This window comes from Fibrobacter sp. UBA3718 (genome assembly GCF_002371935.1).
Taxonomy (GTDB): domain Bacteria; phylum Fibrobacterota; class Fibrobacteria; order Fibrobacterales; family Fibrobacteraceae; genus Fibrobacter.
The window spans coordinates 78,614-104,420 of the sequence record NZ_DFHR01000009.1 but is presented as its reverse complement, the minus strand read 5'-3'; the positions used below and the strand labels follow the sequence as shown (position 1 = coordinate 104,420).

The 25,807-nt window shown below is 54.9% G+C and carries 17 protein-coding genes; 5 read left to right on the top strand and 12 right to left on the bottom strand.

Translation table 11 applies throughout. The annotated features are described in order from the left end of the window. The first annotated feature begins 8 nt into the window (after positions 1 to 8). The 3 genes from B4A77_RS02980 to gpmI all read left to right on the top strand — a co-directional run bounded on the left by B4A77_RS02980 (position 9) and on the right by gpmI (position 5,043). A complete protein-coding gene (locus B4A77_RS02980) occupies positions 9 to 2,150 on the top strand; it encodes an ATP-dependent RecD-like DNA helicase (protein WP_290738163.1) in 2,142 nt (713 codons plus the stop codon). Between the two features lie 146 nt (positions 2,151 to 2,296). After that, positions 2,297 to 3,301, top strand: a complete 1,005-nt coding sequence (locus tag B4A77_RS02975; RefSeq protein WP_290738160.1) for a hypothetical protein — start codon at positions 2,297 to 2,299, stop codon at positions 3,299 to 3,301. 107 nt (positions 3,302 to 3,408) lie between these two features. Continuing rightward, positions 3,409 to 5,043: a 2,3-bisphosphoglycerate-independent phosphoglycerate mutase gene (gpmI, locus tag B4A77_RS02970; RefSeq protein WP_290738158.1), complete on the top strand. Its 1,635-nt coding sequence runs from the start codon at positions 3,409 to 3,411 to the stop codon at positions 5,041 to 5,043. A gap of 86 nt (positions 5,044 to 5,129) precedes the next feature. Here the strand turns inward: gpmI and B4A77_RS02965 are convergent, their stop codons facing one another. From B4A77_RS02965 to B4A77_RS02950, 4 genes are all read right to left on the bottom strand, one after another. Continuing rightward, positions 5,130 to 5,987, bottom strand: a complete 858-nt coding sequence (locus B4A77_RS02965; protein WP_290738155.1) for a hypothetical protein — start codon at positions 5,985 to 5,987, stop codon at positions 5,130 to 5,132. A gap of 29 nt (positions 5,988 to 6,016) precedes the next feature. Then, complete coding sequence (locus B4A77_RS02960; protein ID WP_290738152.1) at positions 6,017 to 10,195, bottom strand: hypothetical protein; 4,179 nt, start codon at positions 10,193 to 10,195, stop codon at positions 6,017 to 6,019. 44 nt (positions 10,196 to 10,239) lie between these two features. Further along, positions 10,240 to 12,447, bottom strand: coding sequence for a fibrobacter succinogenes major paralogous domain-containing protein (locus tag B4A77_RS02955; protein WP_290738150.1), 2,208 nt, complete (start codon positions 12,445 to 12,447; stop codon positions 10,240 to 10,242). A 63-nt stretch (positions 12,448 to 12,510) separates the two neighbouring features. Beyond that, positions 12,511 to 16,872 carry an InlB B-repeat-containing protein gene (locus B4A77_RS02950; RefSeq protein WP_290738148.1) on the bottom strand — a complete coding sequence of 1,454 codons (4,362 nt, stop codon included), beginning with the start codon at positions 16,870 to 16,872 and terminating at the stop codon, positions 12,511 to 12,513. 194 nt (positions 16,873 to 17,066) lie between these two features. Here B4A77_RS02950 and B4A77_RS02945 point away from each other — a divergent pair, with 194 nt between their 5' ends. Together B4A77_RS02945 and B4A77_RS02940 are read left to right on the top strand one after the other, a co-directional pair. Then, positions 17,067 to 17,900: a transporter gene (locus B4A77_RS02945; protein WP_290738145.1), complete on the top strand. Its 834-nt coding sequence runs from the start codon at positions 17,067 to 17,069 to the stop codon at positions 17,898 to 17,900. A 125-nt stretch (positions 17,901 to 18,025) separates the two neighbouring features. Further along, positions 18,026 to 18,625 carry a porin family protein gene (locus B4A77_RS02940; RefSeq protein ID WP_290738142.1) on the top strand — a complete coding sequence of 200 codons (600 nt, stop codon included), beginning with the start codon at positions 18,026 to 18,028 and terminating at the stop codon, positions 18,623 to 18,625. Between the two features lie 138 nt (positions 18,626 to 18,763). On the opposite strand, the gene B4A77_RS02935 is transcribed toward B4A77_RS02940, so the two are convergent. The 8 genes from B4A77_RS02935 to plsX all read right to left on the bottom strand — a co-directional run bounded on the left by B4A77_RS02935 (position 18,764) and on the right by plsX (position 25,784). After that, positions 18,764 to 19,051 (bottom strand): GIY-YIG nuclease family protein, encoded by a 288-nt coding sequence (locus tag B4A77_RS02935; protein WP_173382341.1) that lies wholly within the window; start codon positions 19,049 to 19,051, stop codon positions 18,764 to 18,766. Positions 19,052 to 19,158: 107 nt separating this feature from the next. Beyond that, a complete protein-coding gene (locus B4A77_RS02930) occupies positions 19,159 to 20,973 on the bottom strand; it encodes an extracellular solute-binding protein (protein ID WP_290738135.1) in 1,815 nt (604 codons plus the stop codon). A gap of 10 nt (positions 20,974 to 20,983) precedes the next feature. After that, positions 20,984 to 21,802 (bottom strand): ribonuclease III, encoded by an 819-nt coding sequence (rnc, locus tag B4A77_RS02925; protein ID WP_173382342.1) that lies wholly within the window; start codon positions 21,800 to 21,802, stop codon positions 20,984 to 20,986. Between the two features lie 106 nt (positions 21,803 to 21,908). Continuing rightward, positions 21,909 to 22,151, bottom strand: a complete 243-nt coding sequence (gene acpP, locus B4A77_RS02920; protein ID WP_173382343.1) for an acyl carrier protein — start codon at positions 22,149 to 22,151, stop codon at positions 21,909 to 21,911. 47 nt (positions 22,152 to 22,198) lie between these two features. Beyond that, on the bottom strand, positions 22,199 to 22,939 hold the full coding sequence (gene fabG / locus B4A77_RS02915) for a 3-oxoacyl-[acyl-carrier-protein] reductase (RefSeq protein ID WP_290729911.1): 741 nt from the start codon (positions 22,937 to 22,939) through the stop codon (positions 22,199 to 22,201). 25 nt (positions 22,940 to 22,964) lie between these two features. After that, positions 22,965 to 23,885 carry an ACP S-malonyltransferase gene (gene fabD / locus B4A77_RS02910; RefSeq protein ID WP_290738132.1) on the bottom strand — a complete coding sequence of 307 codons (921 nt, stop codon included), beginning with the start codon at positions 23,883 to 23,885 and terminating at the stop codon, positions 22,965 to 22,967. A 142-nt stretch (positions 23,886 to 24,027) separates the two neighbouring features. After that, positions 24,028 to 24,507 (bottom strand): hypothetical protein, encoded by a 480-nt coding sequence (locus B4A77_RS02905; RefSeq protein WP_173382346.1) that lies wholly within the window; start codon positions 24,505 to 24,507, stop codon positions 24,028 to 24,030. A gap of 293 nt (positions 24,508 to 24,800) precedes the next feature. After that, positions 24,801 to 25,784: a phosphate acyltransferase PlsX gene (plsX, locus tag B4A77_RS02900; RefSeq protein ID WP_290738129.1), complete on the bottom strand. Its 984-nt coding sequence runs from the start codon at positions 25,782 to 25,784 to the stop codon at positions 24,801 to 24,803. Positions 25,785 to 25,807 lie beyond the last annotated feature (23 nt).

The following is a 25,807-nucleotide window of genomic DNA, read 5'->3' as shown; positions in this document are numbered from 1 at the left end:
CCTAGCGGATGCAGCTCGAAGGAACCATCAAGAGCGTTACGTTCCACAGCGCCGATAGCGGGTTTTCCGTTTTCCGCGTGACCGTGGAAGGCGAAAAAGCCCCCGTCGTGGTGACGGGGACTTTTCCCGATTTGGGGAGTGGCGAAAAGCTCCTGATGGAAGGGGAATGGGGGCGCCACCCCAAGTACGGCAGGCAGTTCAAGTGCACCTCGTACAAGGTCGCGGCCCCGCAGGAAAGCGATATCGGCGCATACCTCGCCTCGGGTATATTCCGCGGCATCGGCCCCAAGACGGCAGAGGCAATCGTGAAGGTGTTCGGCGACGATACCGCGGACATCCTCGACAACCATCCCGAAATATTCCGCAAGGCAAAAATCAAGGGGTTCCCGGCAAAGAAGGTCGAAGCCTTCCTCGCCGCATGGCAAACAAACCGCCACAGCAGGGAAACGATGCTGTTCCTGTACGGGCACGGCATCGCGGGCAGTGTCGCGAAACGCCTGTGGAACCAGTTCGGCGCCGAAACGATTGCCCGCATTACCGAGAACCCGTACCTGCTCTGCGAAGAAATCTGGGGCATCGGGTTCCTGAAGGCCGACGAAATCGCGATGAAGGTCGGCATCCCGAAGGAGAGTCCCAAGCGCCTGCAGTCCGCCCTCATGTACGTGCTGCAGGAATCGAGTTTCAGCGAAGGGCACGTGTACCTTCCCAAGGATATCCTTCTCGAAAAGACCTTCCGGATTCTGCGCATTCCGATGGAAGACGACGATGCCGTCTACGGGCTTATGCAGCAGTTCGATTACCTGTGCGAATGCGAACGCATCAAGCGCGTCGACGATGACTGCTTCTACCCGCCGATATTCCGCGCCGAACAGAGCATTGCAGACAACATCCTGTACCGGCTTGCGGGCAACGCGCTCCCCACCGCGGGCTTCGAGCGGGCGCTTATGGACTGGGAACACCAGCACAAGTTCGCGTTTGACCCCATCCAGCGGCAAGCTATCCAGATGGCGCTCGCCTACCGCATATCGATTATCACCGGCGGGCCCGGCACCGGCAAGACGACTATCCTGAAGGGGATCCTCCACCTCGCGCAGAAGATGGACGAGAGCGTGTTCCTCGCCGCCCCCACGGGCCGCGCCGCCAAGCGCATGGGCGACCTCTGCGGATTAAAGGCCCGTACCATCCACCGCATGCTCGAGATGGACCCCGCCACAAAGAAATTCAACCGCAACGCCGAAAACAAGCTGCCCTGCGATTTGCTCATCATCGACGAGTTCAGCATGGTCGATACCTGGCTTGCGGCGGCGCTGTTCGAGGCGATTCACGCGAAGACCCGCATCGTTCTCGTGGGCGACGCGGACCAGCTCCCGAGCGTGGGCCCGGGCAACGTGCTGAACGACCTCATCCGCTGCCCGAAAATCCCGACGACGCGCCTGCAGCACATATTCCGGCAGGCAGGCGGGAACGACATCGCCGACAAGGCAGCGAAGATAAACCAGGGCATTGTCCCCTCGCCCATCGACGGCCCGAACTTCCATTTTATTCCGTTCGAGGAACCCGAGCAGGCCAAGCAGATTATCGCGGACCTTCTCGCTACGGGCGTGCGGAGCAAAATCGATATCGACCAGAAGGCCGACCTACAAATCCTTTCCCCCATGCGCAAGGGCCCGCTCGGCATCTTCGAGCTGAACGCCTTCCTGCAAAAACTGCAGAACCCCGGAGTCGCACGCCACAGGATTATGGGAGTCCCCTGGAGCGACGGCGACAAGGTGATGCAGATAAAGAACAATTACGACAAGAACGTGTTCAACGGCGACGTGGGCGTAATCTTCAAGGTACACAAGAGCGACGACAAGGTGACGGTGTTCTACGACGACAAGACCGTCGAGTACGAGGGCGACGAACTGGAACAGCTCGCGCTCGCCTACGCCTGCACCATCCACAAGAGCCAGGGAAGCGAGTACCCGGCGGTCATCGTGATTCTCGATTCGAGCCACTACATGATGCTCCAGCGGAACCTGATATACACGGCAATCACCCGAGCGAAGGGGCACGTGTGGGTACTTTCTGCACCGGGGGCGTTCGCGACCGCGGTCCGCAACAACAGGAGCATCAGACGGTTTACAAGGCTCACGGAAAGGCTCTGCTGACCCGAAAGCGCCGTCAATTGTCAAAATAAGGCTTTTAATGGCGATTTTAAGCACATTTTATTGTTTTTCGCCTTTTTTTACGTTTTTCCCTTTGCATTTTGGCTTATTTTTGTTTATTTTCAAGAAAAACAAACAGAGGTACACTCATGAACTCCAAAAAGATTCTTTTCGGCCTAACTGCGGCCGCCACTCTTTTCAGTTTCACTGCCTGCGGCGGTGAAGGCGGAGACAACCCGGTCGGTCCGGGATCCTCGTCCTCCAAGCCCGTCGAACTTCCCAAGGAATCCTCTCTAAATCCGGTCCTGTTCAACGAGCCCTCCGTTACGGTAATGTCCGGAATGAACGGCATGCAGGGTTCTTTGAGCGGCGTCATCACAATCGACCCGGACTTCTTCAGTTCCGAAGGTGCATTCGAAGGCGACACGAACCAGGTGACGCGCATCGACAGCGTGCACTTTGCCGTGGGCAAGCCCACAGGCGACGGAAAGATTATGCAGGAACCCATCGCCATCAATCTCGACGGCCAGGTTTTACCCACCGATCGCATCTCCCTGTCCCAGAAGTTCTTTGAATTTTCACAGCTTAGCAGCTGCGGAGTTTTCAACCTCTATATCACCGTATTCTCAAGCACCAAGCACACGGTCGATCCGAAGGTCAAGACTATTACCTACACGAACACCTACAACCAGCTAACCTTCACGCGTAACGAAAGCGAATGCAAGGCTCCGGAACCGGAATCATCTTCTGCTTCGGAACCGGAAACCTGCACCCCGGTGACCGCAAACGAAGTCGAACTTTCCAACACCACGGGTAGTTCCCAGAATGCGCTCAACTTCGAAACGGGTCTCGCAGACAATCCGCATGTCACCTTGCACATTTCCGGCAGGGAAGCATCTCTTGTCCCGGGCGCCGGAGTCTCCGTGTTCGAAGACAACAGCCAGACCACCGGCCTGCAGCCGGAAGTCGCCAACCCCGGCCAGCCCGTCTGCCTCGAAAAGTTCAAGGCATCAACACGTGCCTATGACGAGGAGCTCACTTCCGGCCTCTGGCTCGAAGTCGTGGCAAATGGAAAGACCTACCCCGTCATGATCAAGAAGCCCATGTTCGAAAGCAATACCAAGGGTTCCGTGACTCTCATTTACTACAAGTAATCGACTGCTAAAAGCTTTTCAAAAGCCCTCCCCGTTGCGGGAGGGTTTTCTCTTATGCGGTGCGCATTTTCTATATTTGCGCCGTAAACATTAATACGGAGTAAACTATGCTCAAGAAGCTTTCCAACTTCCCCGGTATCAAGGGACCCGTCGTCACCATCGTGATGGACGGTTTTGGTATCACCGATAAGGTCGAAGGCAACGCCATCAAGGCCGCCCGCACCCCGACTCTCGACAACCTCTTCAAGATGTACCCGAACGTGCTTTTGAAGGCTCACGGCCGCGCCGTGGGTATGCCGACCAACGAAGACATGGGTAACTCCGAAGTGGGCCACAACGCTATCGGTGCGGGCCAGGTGTACAACCAGGGTGCCGCCCTCGTGCAGGACGCAATCGTCTCCGGCGACATCTTCGGCCGCGACGCCTGGAAGGAAATTGCCGCGAACGTGCGTGACCACGGTTCCGTGCTCCACTTCATCGGCCTCTTCAGCGACGGTAACGTCCACTCCAACATTTCTCACCTGAAGGCCATGGTGGCCCAGGCCAAGAAGGAAGGCCTCAAGAAGGTCCGCGTGCACATCTTGCTCGACGGCCGTGACGTTCCGGAAACTTCCGCACTCGATTACGTCGGCCCGTTCGAAAAGTTCCTCGACGAACTCCGCAGCCCGGAATTCGACGTCTGCATTGCTAGCGGCGGTGGCCGTATGCAGATTACCATGGACCGTTACAACGCTAACTGGAAGATGGTGGAACTCGGCTGGAAGACCCACGTGCTCGGCGAAGGCCGCTACTTCGACAACGCTACGCAGGCTATCGAAACCCTCCGTGGCGAAACCAAGGCCATTGACCAGGACTTGCCCCCGTTCGTGATTGCTAAGGATGGCCAGCCGGTCGGCACCATCAACGATGGCGACTCCGTGGTGTTCTTCAACTTCCGTGGCGACCGCGCCATCGAAATCACCCGTGCCTTCGAAGAAGAATCCTTCAGCGAATTTGACCGCGTACGCTTCCCGAAGGTCTGCTACGCCGGCATGCTCCAGTACGACGGCGACCTCAAGCTCCCGAACCGCTTCTTGGTGCCGCCTCCGGCCATCAAGGAAACCAGCGGCGAATGGCTCGCTGAAACCGGCGTGAAGCAGTTCGCCTGCTCCGAAACGCAGAAGTACGGCCACGTGACCTACTTCTGGAACGGTAACCGTTCCAGCAAGTTCGACGGCGAAACCTACCTCGAAATCGAATCCGACGTTGTTCCGTTCGAACAGCGCCCGTGGATGAAGGCTGCCGAAATCACCGACGCCATGATCGAAGCCTTGAAGAGCGGCAAGTACCAGACGCTCCGCTGCAACTTCCCCAACGGCGACATGGTGGGCCACACGGGCTCCTTCCGCGCCGCTACGATGGCTATCGAAGCGGTGGACATCGGCCTTGCACGACTCCTCCCGGTGATCGACGCCCTCGGTGGTGTCGCCATCATCACGGCTGACCACGGTAACGCCGACGAAATGTACGAAATCGACAAGAAGACCGGCATGCCGAAGGTCAACAAGGACGGCACCTTCAAGGCCAAGACGAGCCACACGCTCAACAAGGTTCCCTGCATCCTTTACGATAACGTAACGGGCGGCAAGCTTTCCCTCAAGGAAGGCGACTGGGGGCTCTCCAACATCGCTGCAACGACCGCGAACCTCCTGGGCCTCGAAAAGCACGAGGCGTGGGATGACAGCATGCTGATTATCAAGTAATCAACTGTCGCGACAGAATAACTAAAAAGGAACCCGCATGGGTTCCTTTTTTGTGGTCTCAAATATACCACTCGGGCCGATAGCAACTACTTGGGATAGTAGCTCACGCCGCCCGTGACAGACCAATGCCAACCGGGAAATTCTCCGAAGGTGTTGGCCGCACCCACCCGGAATTCCCAACTGTCGTTGAGCCTGTAGCCCGCGACAATGTATTCCGTCATCACCCGCGGGAACGCAAATTTCGCCTGCAAATTGTCGTTTGACTTCGAATAGGCCGGGTCGGGGCGATAGACGCTGAACGAGAAACTGAGGGAAAGCGGGCCATAGTAGGCACTGGCAAAACCGCCATAGACAGCCACCTGCCCGACACTCGTCGAAGACTCAAAGGAACCTTTCTCGAGCTCATCCCCGCCCAAGAAATAATGCACGCAGAAAAAGTCCGTTCCCGAATAGGTGAATTCGCGTCGGTGGATCCACAAGCCCGCCGCAGCCCCGATTTCGAAATACTTCGTATTCAGTCCCATAAACGCGTTGCCGAACACGCCCTTGTCAATGGAGGCGCTCCCTCCCAGCATGAGCAGGTTATGCTTGTACACGAAATCCAGGGAAGCGGTCAAAACAGGGAATCCCATCCTGTAAGTAGCATCCACGTTTTCATTGACCTCGATATCCTTGTATTCCTCGCAGTCCGCAAGGTTGCCACAATTTCCCTTCTTGTTGACAATGCCGGAAAGCCGTTCCTTCTCCGGGTTTCCCATGTGGACATTCGCCGTCAGGCGCGTCGCTGTCGTGTTGGGTTCCCTAAAGCCTCCCGCACCGCGCAATTCGGGCGACGCGAGAGCCTCCATCTCGAACTGTTCCACATGCCCGTAGCTCCCCGATATAGAACATCCGGAGAACAGGGAAAGGGCTAATACGAAACCAACAACGACGAGCGTCTTCATAAAGGACCACCTTCAAAAACAGGACTCTGCTACTTCACCATCAAGCGACCCATTCCGCCCACATTCCCCGCACGGACGCGGAGCATATAGACACCGGGCTTCGGCGTTTCGACGGCGACGCTGTTGGCCCCTGCAAGCGCCTTCGTAGAAACGGAGCGCACCACATGTCCCTTCAGGTCTACGATATCCACACTTACGGCACTACCCGCGAGGCCTGATCCCGCATCGAAGCCCACCTGGAGCGTCGTACCGGACTGCATAGCCTTGAGACCATCAAGCGTGCGCGCAAGCACGGCCTTCGGGGCGTCACCCACATGGACATTCGCGACCTTCGGCGTCGTAGAGAGCATCACCTTCATGGCTGTGCCATTGACCATCTTCGTCGTCTTGCCGTCGATTGTCACATACACGGAGAGGCCCTTCGAAGCAAGGTCGTCGAGACCCGCAATTTCGAGATAACCCATGCGGTCGCTGGTCGCCGAGAGTTCGACATTCCAATCGTAGGTACCTTCAGAAACAAGCTTCACGCTCTTCGCAAGCCGCTTGCCCGATTCCACGATGGAAAGGTTTACGCGGTTGCCCATGCCGGCAGGCGGTTCCTCGGAACGCAAGGCGACACGGCCCGCGCCGAGCACGTTCCAGTTATCCATCTTGCCCCGCGCATCGGAGAGTTTCACCTGCAGCGCCCATCCGCTCTTGCCGGCGGCTTTCGCAAGCACGAACTTCTTGTTCAGCGACTTCGTAAGCACATTTTCGCCATCCATATTGAGCGAGTCGGCAAAGTAGGGGTCCGATGAAAGTTCCCATTTGGAGATTGAGTCGGGCTTGTTCACCTTCACCCACACCGCCTCGTAGGGAGCAAGAATTCTGGCCGGGTCGTAGTTGCCGGTTGTCGGATTCCAGCGCCAGAATTCCACGGCAGGCAACAAGCTCCTGCAATATTCCTCAACCCATCCCTTCTGGCTTTCGTAGAACTCCTTGTCGAACCTTCCACCCATGTGGCTTTCGTGTTCAAGCCATTCCCACTTCTCGTCACACGAATTTTCTTGATTGTAGTCCCCTTCCTCCTCTTCTTCCTCATCGTCTACACCCAGATCCAGGTACCAGCCGTAGGGATTCGAGACAAGGTTCCAACCGCTGTTCACGCTGTCCAGTTTCCAGGTCAGGTCATCGACGAATGCGGAATCCTTCAGCTTGAGAGCGTTGCCGTCAAGCGAATTGTACCAGTAGCCGCGGCCCTGTACCAAGGAATCCTTGGGCGAAAGTTCCTGATACTGCCAGAACTTTCCCGCAGCATTCGATTCGTCCCACCAGTAGAAGATTCCATCGTCCGACCACTTGTAACTATCGAAATCGACATTCCAAAGCGAAACCATGTGCCAGGAATCGGCCTTGCCGTCCGCGATTGTCGACTTCACCTCGAAATCCTGCATATAGGTCGCCTTTTGATCGCCATTGAAGATTGTCGCGGTCAGCAGGTAGTTTCCGAATGCCAGCGGGTACTTGGTCCAGCGCGTCTCTTCGGGCCACCAACTTCCGTTATAGATGGTATCATTTACGATCAGCTCGCCATCGTCATTTTCTATCATGATGGCAATAAAGGGGTAATCCTGCACATACCTAAAGTTCCCCGTTTGCGCGACAAACTGAATAGCGTTGCCGGAACTCAGGATTCGCGGCTTCACGATTTCGAGCAATTCAAATTCAGCATCGCCTTCCTTACCGGGCTCGTCATTGCCCGAATCGCCGGAATCCGTGATTCCGTTCGCCTTCTCGAAGCCTTCGGGATAGATGAGCACCGCAACGACGGGTTTCATTTCGCCCTCGTCTTCTTGCATCGCCTTCTTGCCTTCGGGCGTTTTCAAAAATTCTTCCATAAGTTCGTCGTTCACCGAACCCAGGTCGAAATAGCCGTTTTCGTCCGACGGGACAAGAATGCCCGCCCTCGCCCTTTCAAGCAGGACATCCTGATCAGTCGTGAGAGCAAGTGCGGCACGGAGTTTCCAGCCCTTGAACCTGGAGCCATCCGTAATTGCCGGCGTAGAGGAATAGATATAGATGACCTGGCCAATTTCGAAGAACATGGGGGCACTTCCATCGCTAGCCATGCTGCTCACTTCCGTCAATGTGCCCGTCGCCGAATCCTTGGAGAATGTCATGACAGTCACGGGCGACATCATGTAATCCACGCCTTCGCCAAGGAAAATCTCGGCTTCCGAAACCGCATTCGCATTGCAATCGGTAGAAAGCGTATAGTTTTGACTCTGCGTATAGACATTATCCACAGCAAACGGGACCTTGCCCCTGGACATCACCCAACATACGGGAGCGCGATCAGGATTGTCCTGCGTCAGTTCGTAGGCGAACTCGGCCCACTTTTGGTTGATGCGCCCATCATTCGTTTCGAACCTAAAGAGATTCTCATTAATATTGCTCATACGATAGTTGCCGTAGTTGGAAAGCATCCGCTCCTCACTTTCGGTGAGACAGCCAGATTCGACACAATCCATCAAGAAGTAGACCCAAACATCATCAACAATGACCTGACTCTGGTCAGCATACCCCGGCAAGCCCGAAATATAGGGAGTCGCAAGCTTGTCGCCATATTGCCACGAGAGATTGGACACTTCCGTGAAGAAGCGCCGACCGTAGGTGTCCATCGCAGCGGCAAAACTTGCCGACTTCATGGCAGAACTGGATATGACTCCGTTCATAAACTCGCTGCCATCGCTGCCATCCTCTTCCTCGATCCGTACCACATAGGAACTCGTATCGAAAACACCCGCCGTGAGATCGCCGACCGCATTGCGGAAATTGCCCCGGGCAACAGTCATAGGTTGCGGAGCCGTGGCCTGACTGCCTGGAGTCAGCGTGCCCTCGGTATTGAATTCATTCGCAGCCGTCTCTGGATTGGCAAGAAAATCGCTGCTAATTTCACCCATAAAGCCGGCGGCGTCACCGGAATTATCGGAATAATGATAGTTTGCATAGAAATTAAAGAACCACTCATATTGGCTAGGATTCTGTCCCAACGCCATAGAACCTATTCCAAACCCGATTTCGCACGGTGTCGAGCCATCGCAGCGGATATCGCCCACGGTGAAAGTATTGGTCATCTGGATAGCATAGCCGGAAGTGCCAAACGGCAAAGGATCTGCATAACCCACAAGGCCACCGACTCGGCTTCCACCCGCTTCGGTCTGGTCCGCAACTTCAAGACCTTCTATAGCCACGTTCGCAAAAGTGCCTCCAGAAGCCTTGCCGACAAGACCCCCGATCGAAGCAAGGATAAGTCCATTTTCATTCCGACCATCGCTAAATTTCGCATCCCGATGATGCGTTACGGACAAATTCTTGACAACGACACTTTCCATAGAAGCAAGCGTATCCACTTTTCCAAAGAGACCGCCGATCATCACTTGGTCATATTCATTCGGATTTTCAGTCGCCACCGACGAAACGGAAATATTTTCGCCCTGGAAATTATAAACACTTACATTCACGGCCTGCGAAGCTAAGACCCCAGCAAAGGAATACGACTTGATAACGGCATCTTTCACGGAAACGTTCGTGTATACATACGAACCCACCCCGAAAGTCGAAGCAGTGCCCTGAGACGCTTCATTTATAAGAAGTCCCGCGTATTCATCATTCTCCAGATGGACATCCTCGAAATTGACATTCTCAAGTGTAATTTCGCCCCCATCCCTCCTTGCGACAAAGGCAGCGTAATCACTGGAGTATTCCGATATGCGGCAAAGACCTCGCACCGTGTATGTCTTGCTGTCCTTGCTCCTAATGATGATCGCACCGCTTACCCCTTCAAAAACAAACGGACGGAACTCCTGATTGCACTTTTGCTGCGATTCGTCATAGCCACCGAAGTCGACATCCGACGCCAAGAAGAGACCCATGATAGGGGCATCCTCCTGGTTGATAAGCTCATACAAGGTTTCGTAAATTCCCTGCTCTCCTCCGTCTTCAGGGCCAATCCAGAGAGCGCTGCATGTTTCACCTTCGGCAGGCTGATAGCCGGCCTGTTGCTGCGACAGCTGCACGTAGTATTCGCCGTCGTACCCGGTCCGCTTTACGCAATAGACCTTCCCTTCCTCTTCCTGGTTAGACGTTCCGGCCGCCCACGGCGACACAGCGAGGAGTATCGCAGAAAGCGCGACCGCTGTTTTCAAGAAGGCAAATTTCCTGTCCATACGGAAACTCCTGTTCAAAAAGCTATCCATAAAAAATCGACCCGTCATTCTTCGACCTCCCTGACGCAGCGGACATAATACGCATAGTCATCAATACTATCATAACTAAAGTTTATCACACTGCTATTGTTCAAAGGAAGGAAATAAGCATAGCTCAGAATATCCTTTCTTTCGCTCGTCCAGAATCCCGTCCTGTATCCCTCTTCATAGGAATGGGAATTGTACCGGTAGCCCGCCGGAATACCAGCAAACCCCACAGAATCAGAACCACTCCATCCATCGTTCCAACCGCTAGTCGTTTTCAACTTGGGGCCGACCTTGCTCGAGCCTCCCATAGCATCTACCAGTGTTTTATATTCCGCCTGGGTAGGCAAATGCCACCCCTCAGGGCATGCAGAGTCCACTGCAATTTGCCAGTCATACATGCGCCCCGCCACCTTGCAATAATCAGCATTGTCATCATAGCAGTAGCTACCCTCGACAGGCGCATAGTTCATATTCTGGGCCGTCCACTCCAGGGATCCGACAACGATTGTCCTGTACTTTTGTCCATCGCGGGGGTCGACCAGCGTGCCATATTTTATATCCGGTCTAAGGCGAGTTTCCGTAGGAACATTCCAGCTCCATGTTTCAAAATCCACCCAGCCGTTAGCCGTGCAGTAATACCTCACATTCCCCGTCACGGTTCCATACTTGACATCGCCGACATTTTTCGAAGCACAGTCCAGGCCATAGGTATCATAGTCCATTTCTTCCGCCTCTTCCCAGCCATACGACTTGCAAATATAATAGACCGTATATCCCTCTTCGCCAAGCAGCTTGACTTCGCCCTCGTTATCCGTCCCGCACTCATGGCCGTAGGTGTCAAAATCCAGTTGAGATACAGTCCGCCAGCCAATATCGGAGCACATGTAATAGGAATAGTCCATGTTGCTTTTCAGGACCAACCCTTTGCGTTTTTCCGTGCAGCCACCCAGCCCGAGCATATATTCGCGCGGGGTCGCAACCACCCACTTTTCGAGGGACTCATCGTATTTGTAGCAATCTCCGGTTTCGCTCCACCTGATAGAGCCATCTTCTACAGCCTCCCAATCTTCGAAATCCTGCCTGATATCTGCGACCCATTCGCCGTCGCTGCAAAGGAAGCGGTATCGCGACCCATAGTAGATGCTGAGCTCATTCGCAATCTCGACTCTTTTACCTTCATTTTTCGCATCGCATTTACCAAGTCCAAGGACATTGACCCAGAACATGCGCACATGCTTTTCGAAATTCGGAACCTCGTCCAAACCCCACGATTCCATATTCTTGCGCACAGCGGCAAGCTTTCCGCCCAGGTCCGCCTGCATCGCCCAATCCGCCATTTCTGCCTTGGCCGTCGAATCGTTCCATCTGCCATTGCGTTCGATATCGCCTGCAAAATTTTTCAACCGGAGCAGAAGCTGCACGTCGCTCACGTCGCCCTGCATGATTACATCGACAGCCAGCAGAATGGCGCTGCCGTCATCGGAATAAGCGATATCCAGGTCCCCGAAATTTCCGACAGAGCCTTCAATGCCGAGAGCGTCCAGGATTTCGGATTCCGCCTGTTGCCTCGCGTCCGCGACACTCTTGCCCGACGCCACCAAGCTACGCACGCGCGCGTATTCCAGATGCGTCAGCAAGTTCACGTTCACCGAGCTGGTTTCAGAGAAATCCACCAAAGCTTTCAGGGTGACGGGAATGTCTGTCACGCTGCCCGATACAGCAAGGCGGTAATTGCCGCTAATTTCGACAGCAGCATATTGCGAAGCAAGCGTCACCCCATGCACCTCATAACCGCCGAGGCCGCCTGTAGACCATCCCCTGTATACGCGGCCCGTCTCTTCGAGCGTTTCGCCATCGAGTTCCAGTACAGAAACTGCCGCGAGGGTTTCAAACGGGCTCATGCCCGTAATAAACTCATCTTCAATCCCGCTTCCGCCATCGGACGAAGAACTCACCGCACTGCTGGAAGATTTTTCATCGCCAAACCGAGTCGTATCATACGCGATCCAGTTTCCCTTCTTGCAGACCAAGAGAGAATCGGCATCCTTCAGGTAGGCCGTCATGCCATCACGGTCTTCGTTGCATTCCTTGAGGCCGTCGGCATCGTCCACCACATAATCGGCAAGCATCAGCTCGTCCAGGATACTCTCGCCATTGTCATCACCGCAAGCCGCAAGGAAAAACGTGGCACCCAAAAGGGGCAGCAAACGACGGGAACAACTCATAACATTCTCCTTTTTTAGGAAGGGGCCTGTTACAAATCTATCTTTTTTCTAAAGAAAGAGGTACTATTTTAGTACAATTCTATGGATTCCGACTTGATTTTCAAGGCGAACCCGTACAAAGTAGAGTCCCTTAACGGATGTTGCGATGTAAGCGGTATTTTCACCACGACGGGCCACCAGCCGTTCGCTTGCAACAACCTTTCCGTTCACCGAGACGATGTCCACGCGGCCTTCGCTGCCCGCCAGGCCGGGTGCCGCATCGAAAGACACGCCGACTAGCGAGCCCTGCTGCACAAAGCGGAAATTCGAGAATTTCGCCGCCCCCGCTACGGCCACGTTCTCCCTGGAAACACGTAGCGTCACGGGTTTGGCGTTTTTCTCTAGTGAAATTTCCATGGCCTTGCCGTCCGTGGCCTCGAACGTCCTGCCATCTACGGCAACGAACACGCGGAGACCCGCGGCCACGACATCTTCGAGACCTTCGAAGGAGAGGGACGCCTTGCGCGCACTCGTGGCACTCGCCTCCATGTTCCATACAAATTCACAATCAACTTCTGCGGCACAGGAGCGGGCCTTCACGCTCTTTGCCAGGCGTTGGTTGTCTTCGACAATGGAGAGGTTCACAAAATCGCCCATGCCGGCAGGCGGTTCCGCCAGCGTCGATTCATCACCCACGCCAATAAAGTTCCAGCTGTCGCGCTTGCCGTTTTTGTCGGACAGCATCACACGCAAATTCCAGCCGCCATTTCCATTTGCGGACTTCGCAAGCATCCGCTTGGAAGCCCCGGCTACAGCAGGGGCCGACTTCGCAGCAGGTTTTGCCGGAATCCGAATCGTCACCGGCCTAGAGACCTTCGCCCATATGGCCTCGTAAGGCGCAAGGGTATCGGCAATTTCGTATTCGCTTGTTTCCGGATTCCACTGCCAGAACTTGACATCGCCGTAATCATCCGCATCGAGAATGATGCTCCAGCTGTAGGGATTCGCCACCAGATTCCAGCCGCTGTAGAGGCTATCGAGTTCCCATTCGATATCGGAAGCCTCCTCGGGGTCGCTGTTCCGGAGTTCGATAGTCTTGCTTTCAAACGTTCCAAACCAGAATCCGCGTGTCGCATCGTATTTCTCGGTTTCGTCATAACGGCGGTATTGCCAGTATTCGCCGATGGGATTGCGTTCGTCCCACCAGTAGAACGCCGATTCCTCGCCGAAGGATTCCATATCCTTAAATGCGGCGACACTCACCAGCTGCCAGGAATGGGCTTCCATCGTAATGTGTGCAGGTTCCACCGCCCGGTCGCTGCTGGATTCCGGCATTTCGATTCCACTGCTCGATTCCGGGACTTCTTCGCTGGAGCTCGAAATTTCGTATTCTCCGCTGGAACTGGATTCGGCAACTTCTTCGGAAGAACTTGCGGGCTGCATTTCGCTCGAACTCGAAAGGAGCACGCTCGAGCTCGACAGGAGCGAACTGCTCGATTCCGGCACGCTACTGCTAGAAACTTCGGCGCTGCTGCTCGAAACCGGGATTTCTACGGCACGGAAGGTCGCATGGTAAACCGCATCTCCCTTCACCGGCGCCAAAGCCGGTTCCCATCCCGTCCACGTCCACGTATGCAGTTCCGTCGCGGGCTTCGTCGGAGTTTCGCCATCGTACACGGGCATCGTCCCGTACTCGAATTCCTTTTCGAACAGTTTGCGTTCGCCTTCCTTGAACACCACCTTGTAGCTGTTGATCGTATAGCGGGCAGTCACCGTCAAGTCCGATTCCACATTGTCGAAAGCCTTGTCCCAGCCTGCAAAGGTGTAACCTTCGTGTTCCGGGGGCTCGGGCGCGACCGCGGCTTCGCCGCTCTTGACCGTCTGCGTCCCGACAAGCGTCTTGCCGTCCTTATCCATGAAATTCACATGGAAGGCCACCACGGAAATCGGCGCCACGGCCGAATGCGGGCCCCACGCGATAAAGGGAAGGCTCCCATTTTCGCCTTGCTCAAAAGCCCACACGTAGGGCGACTGGTCCGTATTCATGAACCCGGCGAAAGCGGATTTCTGCATCGTCGCAGAAACCTCCGTACCGTTGCTATTTTCGTCAAGCGACCGGACCGCGCCATTCCTGATTACGTAACCCGAAGCGTATTGGCCGTTCTGAACCTTCCAGGATGCAGTAGCATCGTTGCCGCTATACTTGAAGGCGCCATACGGGTATTCCACCGCATCTTCGCCATAATGGTATGCGTAAAACACGTCGACCTTCGCAGTGGCATCGAGCTTTCCGAAAAGGTATCCCATCTTGACGGGAGCCGCATCGACGGGAACGAGGTTCCCCACATAGAAGGCATTCTTCATTTCGACGTCGGCATAGGTGACGGTCGCACCCACAAGGCCACCTGCCAGCAGGCTGTCCGTACCGAACGCGCCTTGAACCGCAATATTGCCGGAGGCTCCCGACTTCTGCATGCTGCGCAGCGCATAGCAATAGCCGCAGATGCCGCCCACCATCGAAGCGGAAGGTTTTTCGAAATTCGATCCCGAAGCGTCGATACGGATAAGGTTATCGTCCGAAGCATCTACCGTGACATCGCGGAACGACACGGACTTGGTTCCCCCGCTGACCGCCCTATTGAAGAACGCCCCCAGAATACCGCCCACGTAAACAGGGCTTACGCTGTCGGCCACCGAGATAGAGCCCGTATAGGTCGAATTCAAAAGTTCGAGGTCATTCTTGGTGCCGTTGCCGAGGATATCGGCAATCCCGAAGAACCCACCGACGAAAATGCTGTCGTATGCCGGGAAATAGCTATTGACCAGTTCGCCTTCATAAGAGGATTTCAGGTTCGAACGGATATCCACATCGCTACGGCATCCCAAAAGCCCCTTTCCGTTTACAGACAAAATAGCAATCCCCGCGAAACCGCCGAGGTAGGCGTTCACATCAAACCCGTCCCCTACCGCAGTCGCAGACCCTGCCACCGAGATAGAACCCTGCGCGCGGGAACCCACGATGGAGACAAAACTGTCGTCGGTGAGGTTAGCGGCATCGGTTTCTCCCGCAAGGCCCAAAAGCCCACCCGCATAGTAGGCATGCGAAACAGCGCGCGTCAAGGAATCCTTCACCATCACCTTCACCGTATCTTTCTGCAGCGAGAACGAAGCCCCCTTGAACACGGAGACCCGCCCGACAAGCCCGCCTGCAAAGACACTGTCCGCATTGCTTTCGCTGATTCCGACAACACCTGCACTATTCACGATCGAGAGGTTCGCCACCGCCGACGAATACGGGCCATTGGTGCCATAGGTGATTCCCGCTTCGCCGAAGATACCGCCCATCGCCATACCGCCCGAAATCTTGGTATACGCCTTGCCGCTGTCGCTGGAATCGAGCTTTATGTTGTCCATAACGACCGACGAGCTGTCTACCGTCGCATCGACAAAGCCCGCATACGCATAGAGCCCGGCAACACCACCGAGAGCGGACTGCGTCGCAGCCGAAGAGGAATCCTGCACCTTGGCACGGACCGTCAGATTCTTGAAGTCCACCTGGAAAGCAAAGCCGGCAATTCCACCCAGGAACACGGAATAGCGGCTGCCCCAGTCAAACAACGTAGAGCCCGCAAAGTTCCCTTTTTCATTCGAGAGTTCGAGCACGTTGTGAATAAGGATGTCGTCGTTCGCCGTAATGTCCGAAACCGTCGATGCGCTGATATTGCCCGCAAGGGCCCCCGCCACGGGCGCCTGGATATCCACATCCTGTAAGCTCACGCGACGCACCGTCGACATCCACACATAACCGGCAAGCGCACCGACCGGATAGTAGTCCGCGCCCGCTTCCGCCACATCGCGGTCCGCACGCGAATCCGACACCACCATGCGAACATTCTTGAAGTTCACGTTCACGGCCTCGTGCTCCTTGATGGAACTGAAGAAACCGGCCGGCTGCGTCATCGCTCCAGACGCGACATCGTGCACATAGCAAAGGTTTTTTACCCAGAACCCGTTGCCGTCGAAAATCACATGCGCTGTCGAAAAATCAAGCGGCACGTGGTTCATAAGGCACGTCCCGGCGGGAGTCGTCTCGTCAAATTCGTGAAGGTCGATATCGGAAGCAAGCATCAGGTTCTTCTCGGCATTGCCCCAATGTTCCTGGACCAAGTCGTAGAGCGCCTGCGGATTCCCGTCATCGGCCACGCCCAGGCATTGGCCGCCCGACGCCTGGAAAAAGCCGCCATTGCCGCTGATTCCGTGGGGACCACCCGTGTAGGACGCCATGTTCACCTCGATCTGCCATGCGGGATTGTTGCAGCCCGCTTTCGCATCCTGGGAAAGATACAGGTTGCCGGGGCTAGAGTTCAGGGAAAAGAGGCTATAGAACCCACCCGCAAACGCCGGAAGCGTTACGGAAAACAGCGAAATTGTTAAAAAACGTCCCAAAAATGACATCTCGACCCTCTATTTGCAATAAGATATATTATATGTTCCCGAATTTAAAGCGACGGACATCACACCCCCGCACGGCAGTGAGCGTGCGCACCCTTTATCGCCCAAAAGACAATCCCCTATATTCCAACTTGGAATAAGAGTATGCATTTTTCTAAATTTTCGCAAGATTCATCAAGGAGTAAAAGATGTTCAAAAAATTCATCCTGGCAGTCGCCCTGCTCGCAGGCGCAGGCTTTGCCACCTGGGACTACTACCCCATCCCGGATTCCAGCCACGGGAGTTTCGAAGCGGGACTCTACTACGACAAGGACCACAACTGGTCTCAGGCTGGCCTCAAGGTCGGAGGCCGGTTTACGATGATCAAGAGCCTCGAAATCTCCTTTACCAGCTGGGGCTACCAGTTCTGGAACGAAGACGACTGCGCCGGCTGCGTCAACGGCGGCGAAGGCCTCCGCGACCTCACCATCGGCGGCCGCTACCAAGTCGCCCCCATGGTAACCGCATTCCTCGACTTAAACCTCCCCGTAGGCGAAGACGAATATGACGGTCCTGGCACGCACGCCCCCTCGAACGGCGAATTTTCCATGTACCTGGGCGCCCAGTTCTCCGTGCCGACCAAGCTCAAGGGATTCAAGTTCGGGACCGAAGGCGGTTTCCTCTGGGGATTCGAATACGACGACCATGAACGCGGGCTCGACCTCCACCTCGGTGCCGAAGCGGCCTACACCATCCCCAATGTCGGACTCACCCCCTACCTCGGATTCCTCCTCAAGTACCGCCTTTCCGAAAGCGAATACTACGTGAAGGGCGAAGACAAGTACCACGGCTACGGCGACCGCAAGTCCCGCCAGTTCAACCTGTGGCTCGGCGCCTCGTACGCCATCAACAAGATGATCGAAGTCAAGGCCGAGTTCATCTTCCGCCACGAAAAGTACAGGGGTTACGAAACTATCGAGAGCCCGTTCCACCTCGGCGGCAACGCCGACGGCGTCTACATGGGCGTCATTTTCAACTTCTAGCGCAAAAATTCAAGAAAAATGAGAGCGTCCGCACATGCGGGCGCTTTTTTTGCGTCCAACCCGTGCCTTTCGCTTACTTTTATATTATTTTTGTTAGCATACAAACAAAACCAAGGAGTATCCTAATGTTCAAGAAAATCATCCTGGCAGCAGCACTCGCGGCGACCGCCTCCTTCGCACAACTCAGCTTCGGTGTTCACGCCGGCGGCGACATTGACAACATCTGGGGCGACGACACCGACAACTCTGAATCCGGCATCGGTTTCAACTTCGGTGGCGCCATCAAGTTCTCCCTGCCGCTCCTGCCCCTCACGGTGGAAGCGAACGTCCTGGCCGACATGCGTAATTACGAATTCGAATACGGCATCACCGATTACAGCGTGACCCAGTGGAACATCGACATCCCCGTGCTCGCTCGCTTCTCCCCGCTCCCGATTATCTTCATCGAGGCCGGTCCGCAGTTCTCCTTCAACATTTCGCAGTCCGCCGAAGACGCTTCCGATGACGAAATCAAGAACTTCGACAAACTCCTGCCGATGAACTCCTTCGAATTCGACCTCGTGTTCGGCCTGGGAACCGGGATTATCCCGTTCGTGGACGTCGACTTCCGCGTGGTGCTCGGCATGACCAACATCTACGACGACATCGATGTACCCCTGGTCGGTTCGGCCGAAATCAACGCCTCCAACCTGCAGTTCGTGCTCGGCGCCACCTACTGGTTCTAACCGAAACTGCTAGCGCATAGCATTTAAAAAGACGTGCAGCGATGCACGTCTCTTTTTTATACTCGAATGGTCCTGTGGAGCAAGGCTCTGATTGATTGTCACCCTGGAGGGAGTCCGCAGGACGACCGATAGGGTCCACTACAATTTAAAGAACAAGTCCTCCCACTCGGGATTCATCGACTGTATCAGGTCAATCTTCTTTTCTCGGAGTAAGTTTTTCATGGATTTTTCACGTTCTATAGCATGCCGCATATCCGTATGCTCCTCAAAATATCCCAATTTATCTACGCCATATTTTTTAGTAAAGCCATCATAGACCTTCTCTTTATGTTGCATTACTCGATTTTTCAAATCGCTTGTAACACCAACATATAAGGTCCCATTTTTCTTATTAAATAGAATATACGTATATCCTTTCTTCTGCATAAGCGGGAAAGTACAAAAAAAGACCATTGAAAAACAATGGATCCTATCGGCCCCTTCGGGGCCTCCAGGATGACAGCGGGTTAAATTCCGCTCCAGGACAACATAGCCTACTTCACATCGTATTCGGGAATCGGCAGGCTTTCGCCCGCTTTCATGGCCTTGTCGAGGGCGGCGGACTTTTCCGGGTCAAGCCACCAGTAGACGGGGATGGCGTCTTCGCGGTTGAAATGGTCCAGCACCTTTTCGGGCATGCCGTAACGGTTCCAGTAGAGGATGCGGTGATGGTCGCATTGCCACATGAGCACATACGGCACGATTTCGGCAAGGCGGTTATCCAATGCCTTCAAAATCTCGTTCCGCTTGGCCAAATCAAATTCCGTCTTCTGCAAGTTGATGAGGCTATCGACCACCTTGTCCTGCACGCCAGCCAAGTTGTTTGTGCCTTTCTGCAGGGCCGTTGCCGAAGACCAGCTCGCTTCCGGGTCGCGGAGGCGGCCAGCGCCCCAGTTCACCCAATACAAATCGAAGTCCGCATCGTCGAGGCGCTTGCGCAAGGTGCTCTGGCTCATCTGCTCGATGGTCGCCACAACACCTACCTTCTTCAGGTCTTCCTGGAAAAGCGTGAGGTGGCGCAAGTCTTCCTGGCTGGTGATAAAGTTGATAGCGAAAGGCTTGCCGTCTTTTTCGAGCACGCCCTGGGCATTCACTTTGTAGCCCGCTTCGGCAAAGAGCGCACGGGCGCTATCCGGATTGAACGTGTAGAGCGGCGCCGTCGGGTTCTTGTTGCCTTCCCACAAGTCGGGGTAGTAGCTGTTCAGCAGGAAGTACTGGCCGAACATGTACTTCTCGTTCATGGCCTCACGGTTCAGGAGCATCGAAAGGGCGCGGCGCACGCGGACGTCCTGGAACTGCGGCTTGCGCAGGTTGATGGCCATGCCCTGGAATCCGATGGGCTCCTTGTTAAAGATACGCTGCTTCACGGCCCAGCCCTTCTTGACGGCATCGAAGTCGGTCTGCTTCATCCAAATACTGCTGGTGTAGATGGCGTAGGCGTTGAAATCCTGCTTCTTGAAGGCTTCGAGCGCCTTCGTCTGATCGTTCATGAAGCGGTAGCGGATTTTCTGGAAGTTGTACTTGCCGCGGTTCCAGTTCTTATGGAAGCCCCACCAGTCGGAGCGGCGTTCCAGTTCCACATAGCGGTCTTCGCGGAAGGTCTTGATCTTGTACGGGCCCGAGACGACCGGGAACTCGTAGCGGATCTGGTTGAAGTCCTTCCCTGCCCAGGCGTGCTTCGGGAACGCGAGCATGCCCGCGGCTTCCCAGAAGTTCCCCCAGTGCGATTCCTTCGCGGTCATCTTCACCGTGAGGCTGTCGACCACCTCGGGGCGGTCGAAACGGCTAAGCCCGACCTTGAAAATCGGCGTGAGGTTCTTCTCGTCCATGATGACGTCGTAGTAGTACTGCACGTCTTCGGCGGTGACGGGCTTGCCGTCGCTCCACCGGGCCCGCGCATCTACGTGGAAGGTGAACGTCTTGCCGTCTTCCGATACGCTCCAGCTGTCGGCGAGAATGCCCACTTCGCGGTCCTCGGTGGAGTGCAGACTCACGAGCGGTTCAAACATCATGCCCATGAGCTCGGCAGAGAAGCTGTTGTAGTCTTCCCACATGTTGAACGACTTCGGCATCGCGGAGCCCCAGAGCGTAATCGTTCCGCAGGGGCGGGCATCCTTCGAGGCTATGGGGTCGAACTCGCCCGTGGCGGTGGAATCGACCGGCAGTTCCGGGCAGTTGAGCTCGCCGCCCGCAGCCTTCGCGGACTTGGAGGCGCCCTGCTCGTTGCATGCGGTAAGGGCCATCGCAGACAGCATCAACGTCGCGGACACGGCAGCCACACGACAAAAAATCATTTTTCCATTCTTCATCTTTATCTCCCTACGGTCTATAATACCGCTTGGGTTTTACGGGTTTCACGGGCGCCACCTCGGCCGGAACATCCTTCGCCTGCGCCGCCTCTTCAGCCTTCAACATTTCAAGAGTCTTGTGGGCCGCTTCCTGTTCGGCCTTTTTCTTGTTGCCACCCTGGCCACGGCCATAGACCTTGCCGTTCACGTGCGCCTCGACGGTAAACAGTTTCTGGTGCTCCGGTCCGGATTCTTCCACCAGAACATATTCAGGAACCGTATGGCGCTTCCCCTGCAGGTATTCGAGCAAGGCACTCTTGTAGTTCACAAAGTCATCGTCGACAATAATTTCTTTCACACGCGGGAAATGGAACCTGTTGAGGATTGCGCGGACCTCGTCGAGCCCGCCATCGAGGTAAACCGCCCCGAGCACGGCCTCGTAGGCATCGGCAAGAATACTCTCCTTGCCGCGACCGCCCATCTTCGCCTCGGCCTTCCCGAGCTTGATATACTCGCTCAAGTCCCATTCCTTCGAAGACTGCGCACAGGCATGCCCCGAAACGATCGCGCTCTTGCGCTTCGAGAGTTCGCCCTCCGGGTCATCGGGATACGTCTTGTACAGGAATTCCGTCGTTAGCATGTTCAGCACGGAATCGCCCAGGAATTCGAGCCGTTCGTTGTTTTCTGTGTAGGGCAAATCCGTTCCGGTCAGGTAAGACCGGTGGACCAGCGCCTGAACCAAGAGTTCCGGTTCGCGGAACCGATATCCAAGCTTCGCCTCAAGTCCGCCGTCGGGCTTCTGGCGAAACCAGAATTTCAGCAATTTCTTCAATACGTTTTCTTCTGGCAAAGGCATCTCCTTTCTGTCTGCGAAAATAGAAAAAGCCCGGCCGCAGGGGCCGGAGCAAATTTCATCGAAAGCCCCAGCGCCATTGCCAGGGCGTTTGCAGAAGCGATTACTTCTTCTTTTCGGCCATGAAGGCAACCACGTCGGCAACCTTCTGGAACTTTTCGGCATCGGAATCGAGGATTTCGACTTCGAATTCGTCTTCGAGAGCCATCACGAGCTCGACGCGGTCGAGAGAGTCGGCACCGAGGTCGTTACCGAATTCAGATTCCATCTTCACGTCTTCGGCCTTGACTTCGAGCTTGGCGACGATGACGTCGGTAATCTTCTTGAAAATTTCTTCTTGTGTCATTGTTTACTCCGTTTGGATTGTTTAAGTTTAAATTTAGTAAAAATTGGCTAGGCGTTCAACCCACCATCTACGCCCAAAATCTGACCCGTGATGTAGCAGGCGTCGTCAGATGCCAAAAAAGCGACCGCATTGGCCACGTCTTCGGGCTTTCCGATACGTCCGAGGGGAATCTGGGCTGCATATTTTTCCTTGGTGGCATCGTCCATGGCGGCGGTCATGTCCGTCCCGATAAAGCCGGGGGCGATGGCGTTCACCGTAATGCCGCGGGAAGCGAATTCCCTGGAATTGGAACGGGTCATGCCGATGATACCCGCCTTGGCGGCAGCGTAGTTCGCCTGGCCGGCCTGGCCACGCAGGGCGTTGATGCTCGAAATATTGATGATTCGGCCGGCGCGCTTGCCCATCATGGTGCGGGCCACGGCGCGGGTGCAAAGGAACACGGAACGGAGGTTTGTGGCAATCACAGCATCAAATTCCTCGTCCTTCATGCGCATCAAGAGGCCGTCGCGGGTGATGCCGGCGTTGTTGACCAGGATGTCGACCGTACCCATGTCGGCAATAATCTGCTTGAACACGTTCTGCACCGTTTCGGAGTCGGCCACGTCGCAAGCATAGCTCTTGACCTGCACCCCAAGTTCGGCGGAAAGTTTGGCGGCCAGTTCTTCCTTGACCGATGTGGAAAGGATAGCGACGTCGGCACCTTCGCTCGCAAGCTTGGTGGCGATGGCGAGACCGATACCGCGGGATGCGCCGGTCACGATAGCCTTTTTACCTGTAAGTTTACCCATTTTTTGTTCCCTGTAATTGAAAGGTTTATCCCTTAAGAGCCTGGAAGGCTTCGATGGTTTCGACCGGCGTGACCTTCACGTCGCGGCTAATCTTCCTCATGAGGCCCATGAGCACCTTGCCCGAGCCCACTTCCACACCCTGGGTAACACCGAGGGAGATGGCCTTGTTCATGCAGTCGTTCCAGCGGACCGGAGATACCAGTTGCTTCACCAAAAGTTCGGCAAGTTCGGCACCCTTCGTGACCGGTTCGGCAATCACGTTGGCGATAACCGGCTTTTCGACATCGTTGAACTTGGTTTTGGCAATCGCTTCGGCGAGGCCTGCCTGGGCAAACTGCATCAGCGGGCTGTGGAACGCGCCAGACACGGCAAGCGGGATAGCCTTGATGCCTGCAGCAGCGCAGTTTTCGACGAGCTTGTTCACGCCGGCGACGGCACCGGAGACAACGATCTGGCCCGGGCAGTTGATGTTGGCGGGCACCACGGCGCCCACGTCCTTCACGGCTTCGCAAAGTTCAAGAATCTTGGCTTCGTCCTGGCCCATGATGGCGGCCATCGCACCCGGGTTCTTGGAACCGGCACTGGCCATGAGTTCACCGCGGGTACGCACCAGGCGGAGGCCCTCTTCAAAGCTAAAACCGCCAGCAGCGTAGATGGCGGAGTATTCACCGAGGGAATGCCCGGCCACGTAGTCAAAGGCAAAGCCCTCGGACTTCAAAAGTTCCATCACCATCGCAGACACGGTAAAGAGGGCCGGCTGCGTGTTGTCGGTGCTCTTCAAAACATCTTCGGGGCCTTCGGCCATGAGCTTCGAAAGCGAGAAGCCGAGGATTTCGTCGGCCTGCTGCATAATCTTCTTGGCCGGTTCGAAAGTGGAGGCGAGGGTCTGGCCCATACCTACATACTGGGCACCCTGGCCAGGGAAAAGCAAAATAGTCTTAGACATTTCAATCCTTTGCGGAAACCCGCGAAAATTTTCACCCCTAATTTAGAAAATACACCCCCGTTCCAAAGGTTCCCGGAGCAAAAAGCACTATTTCCCCGCAAAAGAAAGATAAAAGGAATATTTTTGCAAGTTTAGAGCCCTACTAGGGGCATTGAGCAGCATCCTTATATAAAGCCGAATCAATGGTATACCTTTTGAACCGGAATCCATCGGCATCCGTCGGGTCAATAAATTCAGAAAATTTTTCCGAACGTATATCATTCTGCTCATCGACATCGCCCACAAAAGAAACACATTTGGCAGGTAAAACATCAAATTCTATATAAGCATCAAAGGTCCCATCAGGATAAGCCAAATTGAAATCTTCCACAAAAGTCTCTGCCAGGTGACCTACGGATTCCGGCAAAACAATTGTATCTCCTTCGGCAACGTCCATCAAGACGGAATCCCTTTTTTCATCATATTGCCATAAGAATTTTACTTTCACATCATAGCCAGAGTTGTTTGCAATTTCATGAAGCAGTGAACCTGTTCCTTCATAGTCGCCATGGGCAACATCATAACCCGAGCAACCAACAAGCAAGGCGTCAAGCAACACTAAAAATAAAAACATTTTTCTCATAGCCACTCCTTCCAAAATTCAAACAGATTCTTTAAATTCGTTTTCGTATAAGACCGTCCATCTTTGCCCGATGGCAATTTATCTAAAATTGCTACATGCCACAATAAACAAAGCCATTACCATATTGGCAAAACAACTATTCACCTTATCGCCTCTTATAAATTTATTTTAAATAACAAAGTAAATTCATTCGAAAGCGAAATCAACAAAATAATTGTTTACAAAAAAAAGACGGAACCTTGCGGTTCCGTCCCTAATAGCCTTTTGCAGACAAACTAGTTCCAGTCAAGCACTTACTTTGCTTCGGCAGGTTCGTCCTTGATGGCCGCAAGGCGTTCGTTCACGTTCTTAGCGACACCCTTCTCGGCGTACTTAGCGGCGACTTCCACAGCCTTCTCGATGGCAAGAGCATCGGAACGACCATGGGCAATAATGCCCGTGCCGTTGAGGCCGAGGAGCAGAGCGCCACCCGTCATGCGGTAGTCCCACATCTCGTCGAAGCGACGGCCGTTGGGGGTATCGATGAAACCGAACATCTTCTTGTGGAGTTCGTAGAAACCTTCGAGCATCTTCAGGACAACGTTGCCCGTGAAGCCGGAGGTCACCACCACGTCGGCGACGCCTTCGATAAGCGTTTCGCCTTCGATGTTGCCGATGAAGTTCAACGGGGCGGACTTCAACAGCTGGTGCGCTTCCTGGAGCACAGCCGGACCCTTGTGTTCTTCTTCGCCCATGTTCAAAAGGCCGACCTTCGGGTTCTGATATCCGAAGTAGGTCTCGGCGAATGCGGAACCCGCGATGGCGAAATCCACCAGCGTGGAGGCGCGTTCATCGACGTTCGCGCCGGCATCGACCAGGATGATCGGGCGGTCGGCGGTCGGGATAACGCAACCGATAGGCGGACGGCTGAACTTTTCGCTAGACTTCCCGAGAAGCATGAGGCAGCTTGCCATCATGGCACCGGAGTTGCCGGCGCTCACGGAGGCATCGACCATGCCCTTCTTCTGCAGGGCGACACACGTCACCAGGCCGGAGTGGGGCTTCTTCTTGAGAACCTGAACAGGGTGTTCGTCCATGGCGACAGGGTCCGGAGCGTCGATGACCGAAATCCCGTTGCCGGCGTAACCGAGCGACTCGAGTTTAGCCTTGACCACGGCCTCCGGTCCGCACAGGACCACATGCAGGTTTGCATTCTTGTTGACGGCGTTTACCGCACCTTCAACCACGACGTCGGGAGCGAAATCGCCACCCAGAGCATCAAGAGCAACTTTTACCATGAACATCTCCTTGCAACTGAACG

Coding starts and splice junctions, on each gene's coding strand:
- fabD (WP_290738132.1), bottom strand. CDS start 23,885: ATGTCTAAGACTATTTTGCTTTTCCCTGGCCAGGGTGCCCAGTATGTA.
- B4A77_RS02930 (WP_290738135.1), bottom strand. CDS start 20,973: ATGAAGAATGGAAAAATGATTTTTTGTCGTGTGGCTGCCGTGTCCGCG.
- B4A77_RS02960 (WP_290738152.1), bottom strand. CDS start 10,195: ATGGACAGGAAATTTGCCTTCTTGAAAACAGCGGTCGCGCTTTCTGCG.
- B4A77_RS02935 (WP_173382341.1), bottom strand. CDS start 19,051: ATGCAGAAGAAAGGATATACGTATATTCTATTTAATAAGAAAAATGGG.
- gpmI (WP_290738158.1), top strand. CDS start 3,409: ATGCTCAAGAAGCTTTCCAACTTCCCCGGTATCAAGGGACCCGTCGTC.
- B4A77_RS02965 (WP_290738155.1), bottom strand. CDS start 5,987: ATGAAGACGCTCGTCGTTGTTGGTTTCGTATTAGCCCTTTCCCTGTTC.
- plsX (WP_290738129.1), bottom strand. CDS start 25,784: ATGGTAAAAGTTGCTCTTGATGCTCTGGGTGGCGATTTCGCTCCCGAC.
- B4A77_RS02975 (WP_290738160.1), top strand. CDS start 2,297: ATGAACTCCAAAAAGATTCTTTTCGGCCTAACTGCGGCCGCCACTCTT.
- B4A77_RS02980 (WP_290738163.1), top strand. CDS start 9: ATGCAGCTCGAAGGAACCATCAAGAGCGTTACGTTCCACAGCGCCGAT.
- B4A77_RS02905 (WP_173382346.1), bottom strand. CDS start 24,507: ATGAGAAAAATGTTTTTATTTTTAGTGTTGCTTGACGCCTTGCTTGTT.
- B4A77_RS02940 (WP_290738142.1), top strand. CDS start 18,026: ATGTTCAAGAAAATCATCCTGGCAGCAGCACTCGCGGCGACCGCCTCC.
- B4A77_RS02955 (WP_290738150.1), bottom strand. CDS start 12,447: ATGAGTTGTTCCCGTCGTTTGCTGCCCCTTTTGGGTGCCACGTTTTTC.
- acpP (WP_173382343.1), bottom strand. CDS start 22,151: ATGACACAAGAAGAAATTTTCAAGAAGATTACCGACGTCATCGTCGCC.
- B4A77_RS02945 (WP_290738145.1), top strand. CDS start 17,067: ATGTTCAAAAAATTCATCCTGGCAGTCGCCCTGCTCGCAGGCGCAGGC.
- fabG (WP_290729911.1), bottom strand. CDS start 22,939: ATGGGTAAACTTACAGGTAAAAAGGCTATCGTGACCGGCGCATCCCGC.